General features: G+C 51.8%; 11 protein-coding genes. 5 read left to right on the top strand and 6 right to left on the bottom strand.

The window, feature by feature from the left end:
• Window positions 1-71 precede the first annotated feature (71 nt).
• The 3 genes from K3T82_RS10485 to lon all read left to right on the top strand — a co-directional run bounded on the left by K3T82_RS10485 (window position 72) and on the right by lon (window position 3,888).
• Entirely contained in the window at window positions 72-320 is a 249-nt protein-coding gene (locus K3T82_RS10485; RefSeq protein WP_220193421.1) for a hypothetical protein, read from the top strand.
• A gap of 152 nt (window positions 321-472) precedes the next feature.
• Window positions 473-952, top strand: coding sequence for an Hsp20/alpha crystallin family protein (locus K3T82_RS10480; protein WP_220193420.1), 480 nt, complete (start codon window positions 473-475; stop codon window positions 950-952).
• A 155-nt stretch (window positions 953-1,107) separates the two neighbouring features.
• Window positions 1,108-3,888 (top strand): endopeptidase La, encoded by a 2,781-nt coding sequence (gene lon, locus K3T82_RS10475; RefSeq protein WP_236031091.1) that lies wholly within the window; start codon window positions 1,108-1,110, stop codon window positions 3,886-3,888.
• 79 nt (window positions 3,889-3,967) lie between these two features.
• Here lon and radC read toward each other — a convergent pair whose 3' ends face one another.
• Entirely contained in the window at window positions 3,968-4,699 is a 732-nt protein-coding gene (gene radC, locus K3T82_RS10470; protein WP_220193419.1) for a RadC family protein, read from the bottom strand.
• 210 nt (window positions 4,700-4,909) lie between these two features.
• Between radC and K3T82_RS10465 the strand changes: the two genes are divergently transcribed.
• Together K3T82_RS10465 and K3T82_RS10460 are read left to right on the top strand one after the other, a co-directional pair.
• Window positions 4,910-5,500, top strand: a complete 591-nt coding sequence (locus tag K3T82_RS10465; protein ID WP_220193418.1) for an RNA polymerase sigma factor — start codon at window positions 4,910-4,912, stop codon at window positions 5,498-5,500.
• Window positions 5,497-7,050: an outer membrane protein assembly factor BamB gene (locus K3T82_RS10460; protein WP_236031089.1), complete on the top strand. Its 1,554-nt coding sequence runs from the start codon at window positions 5,497-5,499 to the stop codon at window positions 7,048-7,050. Before K3T82_RS10465 ends, K3T82_RS10460 begins: the two co-directional genes overlap by 4 nt.
• A gap of 440 nt (window positions 7,051-7,490) precedes the next feature.
• On the opposite strand, the gene K3T82_RS10455 is transcribed toward K3T82_RS10460, so the two are convergent.
• From K3T82_RS10455 to K3T82_RS10435, 5 genes are all read right to left on the bottom strand, one after another.
• On the bottom strand, window positions 7,491-7,817 hold the full coding sequence (locus K3T82_RS10455; RefSeq protein ID WP_220193417.1) for a hypothetical protein: 327 nt from the start codon (window positions 7,815-7,817) through the stop codon (window positions 7,491-7,493).
• 450 nt (window positions 7,818-8,267) lie between these two features.
• Entirely contained in the window at window positions 8,268-9,923 is a 1,656-nt protein-coding gene (locus tag K3T82_RS10450; RefSeq protein WP_220193416.1) for a molybdopterin-dependent oxidoreductase, read from the bottom strand.
• A 269-nt stretch (window positions 9,924-10,192) separates the two neighbouring features.
• On the bottom strand, window positions 10,193-11,023 hold the full coding sequence (locus K3T82_RS10445; RefSeq protein ID WP_220193415.1) for a GNAT family N-acetyltransferase: 831 nt from the start codon (window positions 11,021-11,023) through the stop codon (window positions 10,193-10,195).
• Window positions 11,024-11,057: 34 nt separating this feature from the next.
• Window positions 11,058-12,899 carry an ABC transporter ATP-binding protein gene (locus K3T82_RS10440; protein WP_220193414.1) on the bottom strand — a complete coding sequence of 614 codons (1,842 nt, stop codon included), beginning with the start codon at window positions 12,897-12,899 and terminating at the stop codon, window positions 11,058-11,060.
• A 113-nt stretch (window positions 12,900-13,012) separates the two neighbouring features.
• Window positions 13,013-14,815: an ABC transporter ATP-binding protein gene (locus K3T82_RS10435; RefSeq protein ID WP_220193413.1), complete on the bottom strand. Its 1,803-nt coding sequence runs from the start codon at window positions 14,813-14,815 to the stop codon at window positions 13,013-13,015.
• Between the last annotated feature and the right edge of the window lie 493 nt (window positions 14,816-15,308).

Raw genomic sequence — 15,308 nt, 5'->3', positions numbered from 1 at the left:
GATGCTGTTTAGAAATTAACTGGACGCTGTCACATTTATCGTTCTGTTTAAAGGCTTTTAAAGAGCATTAAATGACCATCGCTAAAGTGCTGCAGAAAGTCAGGTGTCGGTTTATGCAGGAAGATGTTCTTGGAACCCGACGGACTGCTGTTCCGGGCGATTATGTGTTGTGTGCTAAGTGTGATAAACCAACACTTATCCGGGACTCCCATGCCGTCGAAAGCGATGTGCTGGACGAAACCCTCTCCGAATTCGAGTATATCTGCCTTGATTGTTGGCAGGAGCTCGAAATGGGCGAGAAGGATTTACCTATTACATAGGCTTCATCGTCTTGTAGGATAGATGTAGGCAAAAGGCGAAGAGCGCTACAAGGCGTAGTGGTCTTTGTACTTTTGCCTTTTTGCTCACTGGGATTGTTCTAGGTTGCTTTCATTTTATGTTAGCAGCCATACCTATAAAAAGGAAAAATACTATGCGCATGCGCTATAGGCAGGTCACCTACCGCTCAGTGGGAGCGGGCGCGCAGCAGCAGATGGAGCAGCATTATCGTCGCCTCCTTAATGAAGCTTTGCGTCAGGGTCAGCAATCTATATCGCATCACTCGTCAACGTGGCGTCCGCTGGCGGATATTCTTGAGTCACCTGAGATGATGGTCGTCAAGGTGGAACTCGCAGGTATGACAGAAGAAGAGATCGAGGTTACGCTCTACGAGGACGCTTTAATTATTAGCGGCACGCGCCAGGATATACACGGTCACCTGTCAAATCTCTATTATCATGAGGCGCAGGTACGCTACGGGCCTTTTCGCCTTGAGGTATTCATTCCCTATCCTATTCAAGGGGACGCTGTAACCGCGCGCTATGAAAAAGGTTTCTTATGGGTGGAGCTTCCAAAATTGCTCCAAACCGAACCCGAGCACGCTCCTATTCAGAGTCCCGAGACAAACGTGTAGTGGAGAAACATTATTCACCCATTCATGTTCTTTACTACTATCTAGAGGATGCACGTATGCCCTGAGAGGCCAGTTTGCACGGAAGCATGCTCGTATGTATTCGTTTATAATTGACCTTGCGATGATGTAGTAGAGAAAGTTTTGGAGTTTATGATATGCATAATAGTGAGCCAGAGTCCACCAAACAGGAGATACAGGAAGAAGCAACTCAGTCCGCTGATACCTCAAAACAGGAAGAGCAAGAGCGCGAGGATGCGCCTGTAAGTGAAGATGAGGGCGGAACGAGAGAAGATAATGCAGCGGTAGATACTGAGCAGTCGGATGTGGAAGAACTCCAACAACCAACGCTTCCTATTGATATTGTGGAAGCGAAAGAGGATGAAGTCGATGGTGAGGAACCATTTACTATTCCCGATGTATTGCCAGTCTTGCCTCTCAAAGATGTCGTGGTCTATCCTTACTCAGTGCAGCCACTGGGAGTAGGACAGGAGCGCTCGATTCGCCTGATTGATGATGTCATGCGAGGAGATCGTCTGGTGGTCCTTGTCGCGCAAAAATCCGCCGATATCGAGCAAGCGAGTCCCGATGAGATTTTCCGTACGGGAACCGTCGCGCGGGTGGGACGTATGTTCCGCATGCCCGATGGGACGCTTCAGATCGCGGTCCAGGGGCTAGAACGCGTTGATATAGGAGAGTTCACCCAGGAAAAGCCATACCTGATGGCGCATGTGACCTCGCGTCCCGATGTCCAGGAAGATGATAACGAGACCGAGGCGTTGAAGCGCAATGTTATCGGGTATTTCCAGCGCCTGGTAGCTTTGGTGCAGAACATGCCCGAAGGGATCGCCGCCGCGACTCTGAATCTTGAAGAGCCGCGTCAGGTTGTCTATGTCATCGCGACCTTTGTGCAGATGGAGTTGGAACTTCGCCAGAAGTTGCTTGAGATCGACTCTGTCCGTGAGAAGCTGGTACAATTGAGCACCTTCCTTGCTCATGAGTTAGAGATTCTCGAACTGGGCAAGAAGATTCAGACCAGCGCCCAGGAAGAGATGGGCAAGATGCAGCGCGAATATCTCTTGCGCGAGCAACTCAAGGCCATTCAGCGTGAACTGGGTGAAGAGAGCGAAGAGCAGGCGACTGTCAATGAATTGCGGCAGAAGATCGATGAGGCTAATATGCCGGAGGAAGCTCTCAAAGAGGCTAACCGCGAGCTATCACGGTTAGAAAAGCTTCCTTCCGCCTCGCCTGAATATAGCATTATTCGTACCTACCTGGAATTGTTGGTCAGCCTGCCCTGGTCGCGCAGTACTGGAGAGAAGATCGATGTCTCGCACGCACGTGAGGTCCTGGATGAGGATCACTACGATCTTCAGAAAATCAAGGAACGTATTCTTGAATACCTCGCGGTACGCCATCTGAAAGAAGAGCGTCAGGAAGAGGAGGCACAGCGCCAGCAGGAGCAGGCCGAGAGCGAAGCTGACGAGTCCGCTGAGAAGGAGAAGCGACGTTCTCAGCCGCTTGTTGCTCAGGAACATACACGTGTAATCAATCGCGAGCCAATTCTGTGTTTCGTGGGGCCTCCTGGAGTAGGTAAGACCTCATTGGGACATTCTATCGCACGCTCATTGGGCCGCAAGTTCGCGCGCATCTCTCTGGGCGGTATTCGCGACGAGGCGGAGGTTCGCGGACACCGTCGCACATATATTGGTGCGATGCCTGGGCGTATTATTCAGACCTTGCGCCGGGTCGATGCCAATGATCCAGTGATTATGCTGGACGAGGTCGACAAGGTAGGCGCGGATTGGAGGGGAGACCCCTCGTCAGCGCTCTTGGAAGTGCTTGATCCCGAGCAGAACTATAACTTCCGCGATAATTACCTCGATTTGCCCTTTGACCTATCGAAGGTAATGTTTATCGCGACGGCGAATGCGCTGGAGCCGATTCCTGCTCCCCTGCGTGACCGTATGGAGATTCTGGAACTCTCTGGCTATACGGAGGAGCAGAAGGTGCACATCGCACGCAATTACCTTCTGACGAAACAGATGGAGTCCAATGGCCTGAAAAGTGATGAATTGACGCTGGATGATGATGTGTTGCGCCTGGTTGTGCGCAACTATACCCGTGAGGCGGGTGTGCGTAACCTTGAGCGCGAGGTTGGAACCCTGTGCCGCAAGGTTGCCAAACAGATCTCCGAAGGTAAAGAGGGGCCAGTTCATATCACCGCTGATCAGTTGAGCGATTACCTGGGTCGCAGGCGCTTCTTTGATGAGGCTGCCGAACGTCTGGATCGCCCTGGCATCGCGACGGGCCTGGTCTGGACGGCAGTGGGTGGCGAGATCATCTTTATTGAGGCCGCGACCATGCCGGGCAAGGAAGAGCGTCTGATTCTGACAGGCCAGCTTGGAGACGTGATGAAGGAGTCGGTGACCGCAGCGCTCAGCTATGTGCGCTCAAATGCGGAGGCTCTTGGTCTACCAAACCACGTTTTTGAGAACCAGAACGTGCATGTGCATGTGCCTGCCGGTGCCATCCCCAAGGATGGTCCCTCGGCTGGTATTACTATGACCACTGTGCTTGTCTCGTTGGCGAGTGGACGTAAGGTACGCTCGGATGTTGCCATGACGGGTGAAATTACCCTGCGTGGCAAGGTCTTGCCGATTGGTGGCGTCAAGGAGAAGGTGTTGGCGGCGTACCGTTCAGGTATTCGCGTCGTGATTCTGCCCAAGAAGAACGAAGGAGACCTGATGGAAGACCTGCCCAAAGAGCTACGTGAGCAGATGGAATTCCATTTTGTGTCTGATATCAGCGAGGTGCTCGACATCGCTCTGGAGCCTGAAGGGGCAAATGCCAAGGCCACGCGTAAGCAGGAGGGCGATGGAACAGGTCGCACACGCAGACGCAAGAATGAGAAGGTCGTTGCCCAGGCACACGAATAGATCTTGAAGTTGATCTCTCACGAACAGAGGGTGGATGTCTCATGGTGCTTACCACTGAGACATCCACCCTCTGCTTTCTTTACCATCTAAGTTGTTCTTTGAGGCTGGTGTAGCGTGGGTTGCCGATGACAATGTGGTCGAGCAGTTCGATGTCGAGCAGGTGCCCAGCCTTGACGAGCTGGCGCGTAACATCTATATCCTCGGGTGATGGGGTTGGATCCCCACTAGGATGATTGTGACAGATGATGACGTGGGGGCAATTGCGCACAATCGCTGGGCGAAAGATCTCCGATGAGCGTAAGACAGAGCTATTGACTGTGCCTTTGTAGCGTTTGGTATGCTCAACCACGCGATTCTTTGTGTCAAGCACAAGTATGTGCATCTCCTCATGATCCAAGTACATCATGTCCATACGTACTAGATTCGCTGCGTCATCCGCGCTCCTGATCTGGTATTTCTGGTCAAGCTGAAGCATACTGAGCCGCTTCCCCAGTTCTAGAGCGGCCTTGAGTTGGGCTGCTTTCGCCAATCCAAGTCCATATTCGTTGCTTAATTGGTGAAAGCTGGCGGTCATCAGCCCTCCCAGGCCACCATATTTTGCCAGGAGCTTGCCCGCCATTTCCATGACATTGTCTCGGACAGTTCCAGTGCGTAGAATGATGGCGAGCAGGTCCGCGTTGGAGAGCGTGTCCGCTCCTTGCTTCTGCAAGCGCTCCCTTGGGCGTTCGTCATTGGGTAAATCGTGGACCGTCGCGTGATATTCCAGTTGTGCTGGATATTGCTCATCATCCTCGTAAGTTCGTTGGCGCATCTTACCCGTCTCCTTATCGCTCATGATAGATTAATTTCTATTTACAGCTTAGATGGAGTGTGTGTGATATGGCAATAGGCAAAAAAGGAAGTATCCAGGCGTAAAAAGCGGGAAACATAAGAAGCCTATAAATGGTACGCAGGAAAAGCATGCCTGTATGCATCATATGTAACAGAAAGCGAAGAAATATGAGGGCGAGGAGAACTATTGATGTATCAGGTCTTTGGCGGCAGTCCTCCTGAAAACTCGGAGGATAAGGTCTCTCTTGACCAGTTAGTGGCGCAAGCTCGCCGGGGAGATGCTACTGCATTCGCCACCCTTTTTGAAATTTTTAGTCTGCCTATTTGTACTTATCTAACTCGTCTGGTCGGAAATGATGAATTGGGGCGCGATCTGGCCCAGGATACCTTTCTCAAGGCATGGAAGGGCTTGTCGGGCTTACAGGAAGAGCTACAATTTCGTGCCTGGCTCTATCGCATCGCAACCAACATAGCCTACGCGCATCTGCGTCATGAGCGACATATGCGTTGGTTGCCTTGGATGCTAATAAGCGAGCATGAAAGCCTAAGCATTGATGGACCGGAGGAGTGGATAAGTGAGGTAGATATGATTCAGCACGCTCTGCGCCAACTCTCGCCACAGTATAGAGCCTGTTTATTGCTACAGGTAATTGAGGGTTTTTCGCAACGTGAGATAGCACACATGCTGCATATCAGCGAGAAGAGTGTTGGCTCAAATGTTTCGCGAGCGCGTGAACGGTTTCGTAAATTCTATCAGCCTACGAAAGGAGCAATGGAATGAGAAAAAAGCAGAGGCAGCTTGTTTCCATGCCCTGCGTACAGTGGCAAGCGCAACTGGCTAGCCTGTATAAGAATGATCTTCTGCCACGTGAGCGGAAGGCGCTAAGGATTCACCTTCTGGAGTGCTCAGCCTGCGCTCAAGCTTGGGATGACTACCAGATCATGGATATCGCTCTCCGCCGTTTACCGCCAGCCACTCTCCTGCCTCAACTTCCTAGAGAGTTGGCGGAAGCCGTACATAAACAACAGAGAGGAAATAGGATGCTCAAGGATGATGCTTCAATCAAAGATGTAACAGGTGATCTTGAAGTGCTTGATCTGGATGAGCAGCTTGCAAAGCATATACGCAAAGGAAGCGTCAGACCAGAGTCCTTGTCCAGACCAGAGCGCCATGTTAGCCGCCCCATTCGTATTCTCAGCACGCTTGTAGCGGTACTGATTGTGGCGGTTCTGGCGGGAGGAGCCTTACTTCTCTTCTCAAGTCATTCCGGCCCTGAAAGTAGTGTGGTTGGTGGGCAAGTACCCGCAAGCGCTGATGTGCTTTATACCATCCCAGAACTCCCTGGCCAGATGTCTAATGCAGTCATCTATGCCGTGAACCCAAAGAATGGCTCAATCTACTGGAAAAATACGTTTAAGACAAAACTAGAGCAGAGTGAGCTGATTGCTTACCAGGGAATGCTGTTTGTTTCGAGCTATGACGGTAACCTGTATGAGCTGAATGCGAAAACTGGCAAGGTTCTCTGGAAATACGCTGTCAACGGTCATGTAGCCGGTTCTCCTATTGCCAACGGGAGCGCGGTCTACTTTAGTACAAACAGCGGCTTGTACGCCGTGGATATCGATAAGGGGACATTGCTTTGGCATGTCGCGATACCCTGTAAGCCGCAGTCTAAGAACGGTGTGGTGGACCCTGCCTGTACTTATACATTGAGTACGGTTGCCAATGGAAAAGTGTACGGCTTCTTCGATGGTCTTTATGCCTTTGACGCCAGCAGTGGCAAGCAGTTGTGGCATAATTCACAGATACTGAGCAAAGGCTCTCCAAATGCCGTGATCTCTGAGAAGTATCTATATACGATTGCTGGCTTGCATCTCGATGTGCTGGATGCCGCTAATGGTAAATCCGTGGATGTCTCTGGATTGACGATCCCAGGTGAGGCAGATGGGTTATTTGAGGCAAATGGAGTAGCATATTATTCTACCTCAAAACAGCTTACTGCACTTCGGGGCATAGAGGTTCTCTGGAGCCAGAGCTATAGTAATGTCTTTCCTATGGCATTAAGCCAGAAGACGCTTTTCATCGAGGCATATAATTCTCTGGAATCTCCTCATAGCGCTCCTGGCTCCTACTTCTATGCTCTAGATGCTGCTACTGGGAAGATCAAGTGGCACTATGGAGATGTACAAGGGTCCTGGGGGATTAGTTCTTCCGCCTCATGGGATGGTAAGCTCTACTACTGCTTCAAGGGCCAGGTAAAGGGGAAATGGGTTGATGGGGTCTACATCCTGCATGATGGTAAACGAGACTTCCATCCCTTCCATAATTAGCTTAGGTAAAGAAGAGAGTAGGATCTGCTTGCCGCAGGTAGCTACCCTCTTCTTTGTCTGCTTATGGGACAATTAACGTATATGCAACTGGTCGCGCGTGTGTAATCGTGCCTTTGGTGCTTCGTGCTTGCGTTGCTGCAATTCTAGGACGAGTCAAGTAACTGTCGCAGTCGTGGTCAACTCAGCTCGTTGATGCTTTACTTCCGATGATTCGCTTGTCGAGGAAGAGAGGTAGTTCATAGCGGTCTCGTGGACCTGTGAAAACGCGACTGGCTTTTGTACCTCTCGCGATATTATTGCTCCTGGTGTTTATATGGCCTGTTCCATCAGAAGTCTCCAAGCGTGAAAAGCGGAAATTGGTGTGGTACATTCAAGGCCTGGAGAGACAGCAACTTCTGTCTTTCCAGGCCTTGAATGCTTGCGAAAGCAGTTTACTCTGCTTAGCGCATAGGAAGTGTTTTCTTGATGCGACGCTGCGTGGATGGCAGTCCGGGTTCACGCTCCTGTAGCTCTAATACGAGTTGGGTTACGGTCGCAGAGGTGGTGATTGGTTTCGTTCGGCGAGGCGTTGCGCTTAGTTCATGCTGTGCTCGGCGCGAGTGTTTTCCCGTTGTCGCTGGTGTTTGCATTGCCTGTTCCATCAACAGCGTGCCACAAACACCACACATCCCATGACTTGCCTCATACAGTTTTGGCAGCGGCAACAGGGAGACACGCTCACCTCCGCTATCAATTAGGCGCAAGCACCATGCACACTGTCGTATCATAGGTTTAACTACTGCTTTCTAAAACGTGGTAAAGGGCTTGTTTACCACAACTTTCATTTGTTGCGCATCCTATGCCTCGAGGAAATGTAAGCGCATATCGCGCTATACGCTCTTTTGTTATGATACTTCGAGATAAAAGCTTCTTAGTGCTCTCGTCTGAGAATTTGTACATGTAGATATTCAACCTTGAAGGTGTTGCGTTAACGCCTTACATCCGTTGGCGAACAGAAAGCCTGGGGCATCAGTGCCTGAGCGATTGCTATAATTGTAGACCTCTTTCATCCAACCTCTGCCCTTCACAGGCGCTTCGAACGATATATATATTAACGGTTGCCAGCGCTTCAATAACATGGATGGCATATTTAACCCTTACAATGTAAAGAACGTATGGCAAGCGAAAAAGTTGCAATTAATTTACTGTAATATTAATTCATGCGCTTTACACATGAATTAACGAACTGTAATTGAAACGGTATGGTAGCCAGAGGAGCCATCTGGTGCTGGGGATGCCGGGTTGGGATCCTGGACGTTACCTTCAAGGTCGACTGCTCGGGCAATAACCGTGTAGTCACCCTCCTTAGGTGTCCAAGGGAGCTCCCAGAGAACCCAGGTCAAAGCCGTTATCGGCTTTTTGAGCGTGGTACGTTGCCAGGTGGCTCCATTATCCAGGCTGACATCTACCTCGCTGATACCTTTGTTGCCGGAGAAGGCGACACCCGCGATATAGGTTTTTTGTCCTGCTTTGAGGCTGGTATCCGTTCTTGGTGTATCAATGCGCGAGGTCATGCGAATTGGGGCGGCATCATTCCAGCCTTGCCCTTGCCAGTAACCTCGGAAGTCATAATTGACCACTTCAATACTGGTAATCCATTTCACATGTTTCATGCCATAAATACCAGGCACCAGCAGGCGTGCTGGAAAACCATGCAATTGTGGGAGAGTCTCGCCGTTCATGCGTATGGCGACAAGCGTGGTTGGCTCAAGGGCTTTGCTAAGATGAATGCTATCGCTATAATCGTCCGCCGCACGCAAGACCACCTTGGTCGCTCCGGTCTTGACTCCGCCTGCACGCTCGAATAGAGCCGAGAGCGGAAATCCATCCCAGAGGGCATTGCCCATGTAGGGACCGCCCACCTCATTGCTGATGCACATTAGTGATTCATATTGTTGCTTCGTTGGTATCTTGAGAAGCTCATCATATGTTAGCGTGAAGGGGTGAGCCACCTCTCCTTTGACTTCCAGGTGCCAGCTAGAAGCATTGACCGTAGGATCGGAGACAAGATTCTTCGAGACGGTGTAGAAGCGATCATTGCTAGTAATTTCTGATGAGAGTCCGGGAGCTGGCTGGAGCGTGCCATAGTTGGGAGTGGGGGCTGGAATGATCTTGCGCTTAAAATTCTTTGTCAATTGCGCGAGATTGTTTGCTCCATTGATTCCGTTAGAGATGAAGCGCCAGGCCAGAATTCCCATCACTCCAACGCCTACAATGATGCCTCCATTGCGGAGGATGTCGCGCCGGGTGCGTTTCGCGCGCGCACGCCGCTCTTGAGCGCCGGGTTGATTTTCTTCAATCTGTTCGCGTATGCGAAACCAGTTACGCAGAAGAACATAGAGAACTCCATAGATCAGACCCACCAGCCCCAGGCTCCACATCGTACCGCCTGTGCCGCTGGAGAGTTGCGCTCCGAAGATACCAGCGCCTACCAGGGGGAGTAGAAGCAGGCCGCTTGCCAGCCAGAGAATGAGCGCCAGGAAGATACCCGCGCCAAGGCGCATCGCGCCGTTCTTTTTCTCATTAACGAGAACGGGGTGAGTGGTTGCTAAATTAACGAGCCCACCAATAAGACCGAAGACCGCGCATTGCCCAGCGACAACAATGGCGACAAAAATACGCTTGGCATCGGCCCCAATCAGACGATGCAATGCGTCGAAGATTGAGGCGGGCATGAGGCGCGTAATCGCCCCCCCAACCTCTTCAGGCAGTGAGACTCCGTTCAAAAGAATGTTTAGCAGGAGCATGACGCCAGTGGCGAGGATACCCGCCGCGAGCCCAGCAATAAAGCCGCTCGCAAAGCGCTCTTGACGTGTATCTGTATGTGTTTGCACGTTGGGGCCTCTTTATTCAAGCTATTATGCGAAAACCAATCCTCATACGAGAGCACGGCATCGCAAAGCGCGACTAGTGCCAACGCACTGAGGTTTTCGAATGGAAGTAAGTGCGCTAATAACTGCTTAGAGAGTTACGCCTTTTCAGGTATACACGTTTCGAGATGCCTGCTTTTACGGAGAAAGATGGCGCATATTGATTGTAGCACTTTGAGTGCCAGGAGGTCAGGATCATAAGGCCCATTTATGAGCAGTACCATGTTAAGGGCCTATGAGGGGCTCCATGTTGTAGCTGGTAAGGTGTAGAGCGTGAGGGTGCACACCTCCTGAAAACCGAGGCGCCGGTATATTCGGTAACCCATCTCGGACGATTGGAGCGTTGCGAGGCGATAGCCATGATCTCGCGCGTCTCGGAGTGCGGCGATGGTGGCAGTCCGTCCAATGCCCTGGCGGCGGGCGTTTTCCAGCGTGCAGACACAATAGATGCCCGCTATGCCCCCACCTGGAACAAGCAGGGATGAAGCTACAGGCTCCCCATCGCGGAGTGCAAGATATGGCCTACTGGCGCTAGAGGCATTGTAGCCATGCTCGCGTAGCAGGTTTAGCAGGATGGTCGCGATGAAATCAGGAAAGCCGGAGCCTGTAGCCACTACATGTATCCAATTTTCCATCTCGTGTTGGTTCTCGACTAGCTTGACAGTGATGCCGGATGGCAGGGGCTCATCCATTGGTAGGGTCTGTAGATCCAGCATCATAGCCGGGAGGCGCTGGTCCAGGTGGAGGCCGTGTTTGATCAGGCGTGACTCCAGGTCGTTGGGACGCGAGGTTGGCCCGAGAAGCCAGGTCACAGGGAGCCCATCATCGCGGAATGGTTTAAGAAGGTGCTCAATCTGTTCGTCGATGTGATCAGATTCTAATTGGGCACATATGACACCGTTGAACATCGAGAGCGAAACGCCAGAGTGAAACCAGTCTGCTTCCTGCGAGGTGTGGAGTTTCGCCCCCAGCAGGCGGCCCCAAAGGGCCGCCGCTTCCCGCATATTCGCCTCTGCGGCGAGTGCAAGGTTACTGAGAGAGCTACTCGAAAAGCTCTGGGACATGGTATGTTCCTTACGCTATTTTACCCTGTTATATCTATGCCTTATCTGCTACGATGGAGGGACGCACCGCGACAAAACCTTCGCCTGGCCTGTAATCAGGTGATTGGTGGCGGAAGTATGTGTTGTAGAGATGGGCATAGTGTCCTCCCTGTAACATCAGGTGTTCATGGTTGCCCTCCTCAACGATTCGCCCCCCGTCAAGAACGATGATGCGATCCGCCTGCTTGATTGTTGAGAGGCGGTGCGCGATGAGGATGGCCGTGCGGTCATGGAGAAGAAGGTCTAGTCCCTCCTGGATCTGAGCCTCCGTGAGAGGATCAACGCTGGCTGTCGCCTCGTCCAGAATCAGGATCGTCGGGTCCTGAAGCAGAACGCGTCCCAGGGCCACAAGCTGACGTTGCCCCATCGAGAGAGCCTTGCCTTCCTCACCCACTTCGGTATTCAGCCCTTCCGGTAGGGCTTCAAGCCAATCGCCGTTGCCAATTTGCTGTGCGATAGCCTCAACCTCGGCATCACTAGCCTCTGGTCGCGCATAGCGGATGTTGTCCCTGACAGTCCCTGAGAAGAGGAAGGGGACCTGGGGCACGATACCCAAACGCCGCCGGTATTCAGCCAGATCGAAGGTGCGGATATCGCGCTTATCGATGAGTAGTTCGCCCCCCTGGTATTCATAGAAGCGGGCGACCAGCTTGGCGATACTCGACTTGCCCGCGCCTGTGTGTCCTACGAAGGCGACCGTCTCGCCTGCGTGTATCTTCAAGCTCAGATCTGGTAGCACTGTCTGACGGTCATCATAGCTAAAGTGCATATGCTGGAACTCAATCTCACCTTTGAGCGATGAAACTGGCTCGCTGGCGCTCTGGTGAACTCTAGGCTCGGCATCCAGCAGGGCAAAGACGCGCTCGCTGGCTGCCAGACCAAGCTGGAATTGGCTCCAGAAGGATGCGATACTCGTAATTGGGAACCAGAGCGAGGCCACTCCCTGTACAAAGAGGAACCAGTCGCCAGCCGAGATGCTATGATTTAGCACATTGTTGCCACCGAAATAGATGATCATGGTTGATCCCAGATTGGCGACCGCGACCAGAATAGGGAAGACACCATTATAGAGGACGCCAGTGCGTACCTCGACATGGTAGGCTTGTACGTTGATGCCCTTGAACTCATTGTACATATTCTGTTCCTGACGGAAGTTCTTGGCGACAGTGATGCCGCTGATGACCTCCTGTACGTTTGAGTTCACGCGTGCTAGTGAGCGTTGTGAGCGCTGGGTCGCTGTGCGCGCCAGGTAGCGGAAGCCAAGCGCTATTGCCATAATCACCGGGAGGATCGCGATGGCAATCAATGAGAGTTGCCAGTTGCGGAAAAAGAGAATGACGATGATGAGCACAAAGAGCAAAAACTGGCTGAGCAAGTTAACTGTAAGCGTAACCACTGTGGCGAATTTGTCTGTATCGGACGTAATACGGCTCACGATCTTGCCCGACGAGAACTCGTCAAAGAAGGACATATCGCGTTCCATGATGGCGTTAAACGCGTCTTTGCGCAATTGGAGTACGACATCGCCAACCGCGATGGCTGTGAACCACTGACGGAGCATGTTGAAGCCCCATGAGAGGACGCCTGATACTAACAACAGGAGTGTAATCCAGATAGCAGTCTGGAGGCCTTTATCTGAGACAAGCGTATCCAGGCCGTTTGAGACCAGGACAGGGAAGGCGGTATCCATGATTGACTTAAGTACAACCAGAATGCTCACTGTTACCACTAGCCCCATCTTCGGCTTAAAATAACCTGCGATGCGTTTGATGAGTTGCCCATCGGAATAAGTTCTATCGTAATCCTCGGCATCCAGACCATCCATAATGAAACCCATTGTGCGTTAAGCTCCTTTTTTGCTTTACTCCTCTTTGAAAACCAGAGCGCGTTAGCGCTAGTCGCGACAGCGGCGCCGTGCCCTCGAATGAGAGTTGGTTTTCGCATGAACCCTTAATCTGCACTATTCACAACTGCACTGGGGGCAACAGAAGTGGCTGGTGCGCTATCGTAGTGCGAGAAGATGCGCTGATAGGTGTAGCAGCGGTCCATGAGTTCCTCATGTGTGCCCTGGTCGATGATTTCTCCATTGCGCACAACTAAGACTTTATCCGCCCATCGGATCTGCGAAATACGATGTGTGATAAGCAGTGTTGTGCGGTTCTGAAGGACGCGCTTAATAGCTTTCTGGATTTCATCTTCGGTCGCGCTATCAATAGCGCTGGTCGAGTCATCAAGGATCAGAATGCGTGGATCGGTCAGTAGCGCGCGTGCGATGGCGAGGCGCTGGCGTTGTCCTCCCGAAAGCATCACGCCGCGCTCGCCGATGACTGTCTCATAGCCCTCTTTGAAGCCCATAATGAAGTCGTGAGCTTGAGCGTCGTGCGCGGCAGCCTCGATAGCGGCCTGGTTGGCCTTCTGCCCCAGACCATAGGCAATGTTCTCGGCGATAGAGCGTGAGAAAAGGAAGACGTCTTGCTCAATGGTCGAGATCTGCGAACGGAGCGCGTCCAGGCTCCAATCGCGTGTGTCCTGACCATCAATCAACACGCGCCCTTCGGACGCATCGTAGATGCGGTTGACGAGCTTGGTCATAGTGCTCTTGCCTGAGCCGGTCTGTCCAACAATAGCGATGGTTTGCCCCGGTAGGGCGCGGAATGAAACATTCTTCAGGATGGGAGCCTCGCCGTAGCTAAAGCTAATGTTCTCGAAGACAATCTCGCCCTTGATTTCGGCGTTATAGCCGTGCTCATTCTCATCAAGCTCGGTATCCTGTTTAATCATGCCAATGATGCGCCGCCCGCCTGCCACACCTAGCTGCACCAGGTTGAAGCTCCAGGTCGACATGTCCGTGACAAAGCGCATGTTGGATGCCAGGCCAATGAAGGCTACGAGCTGCCCGACGCTGATCTGGTGTTGTAGCAGTAAGAAGAGCCCATGCAGGAAGCAGAAAGCCAGGGCAATGCCCAACAATAATGTGGGCAGGTATTGCCCCTGGATGACGCCGTTCTTGACAAAGAGATCACGGTACATCGTCGCGTTGTGTGCGAACTTGGTGTTCTCCTGCTCTTCCTGCGAGGTTGACTTGATGACTTCAATGCCAGTTACCGCCTCATTGAGGATGGCATTGGTGGTACCAAACTGCTCACGCATCTGCCGTGAGACTGGATTCAGGCGGCGTGAGTAGTGCCAGAGTGAGAACCCAAAGACCACAAGATAGAGCAAAGGGACGAGGAGCAGGCGCACATCCAGCAGACCAATGAAGAACAGGATCGCGAACATGCTTGAGAACGAATCATAGATGATGTCGAAGCCGGGTGAGACCATGTCGCCTACCTGCGACATATCATTGGTAGCACGCGCCATGATATCACCTACGCGCTGGCGATTATGGAAGGATTGGCTCTTGCCAAGCAAACTGGTATAGAGCTCCTCGCGTGCATCACGCGAGAAACGCCGCGCGATCACCTCAATAGAGAAGCGAGCCGTGATGTCTACGAGGCCGCAGAAGATGACCAGGCCTAGCATCTCAAGCGCGATAATGCCAATCTGGGCCCCATCTCCTCTGAGCACTGCGTCAAAGGCATTTCCGACAAGCACTCGCGTCTCTGAGAAGGCTAGATTTACCGTGATGGCTACAATCATATAAAATAGAACGATAAACTTATAGCGGTAGAGATGAGAGATAATCCAGCGTGTAGGACTGGAGTGGTTATACGTATATTCATTCGAGACGGTAAACTCGCGTTTGGACAAGAGAAACCTCCGACGAGCTAGGGTACAAACGAACTACAAATACAAGGACGGTGGATAAAAGGCGTCTCGAAAACCTGAAACTGCTAGCGCCAGGCACACGATGATACTATGCCCTCGCATGAGGGTTGGTTTTCGTCTAAGATGACAATGACGCAACATGTAGATGCGAGTGGAGCATAGGCATATGTCTGTCTACGAATACTAGTAGCGCTTTCCCTGCCACACAACCTGAGACGCTCGATATTTCCCCATATCGATAACGCAGCTATTCAAAGATGAGTATATCATGAATTACTGCCCCACTGCCTATGCCCAAATGGACAGGTTCTCATGTGCTTCCTGCTTGCACAGTATACGTCATGAATCATGACACCTTCTGTCTGGAATTGCCCATGCCTTTCTGTCGCACGCCTTTTTTGAGCAGCAGAAGGCCCTCTATTCTCTTCTTTTTGACTATTTCCAATCCGGCAATAGAGATGCTGGCATTATACAC

Origin of the sequence: Ktedonospora formicarum, assembly GCF_016587355.1 — a bacterium.
GTDB classification, from domain to species: Bacteria; Chloroflexota; Ktedonobacteria; order Ktedonobacterales; family Ktedonobacteraceae; genus Ktedonobacter; species Ktedonobacter formicarum.
The sequence above is the reverse complement of the archived record's forward strand: the minus strand, read 5'-3'. Positions and strand labels throughout refer to the sequence as shown.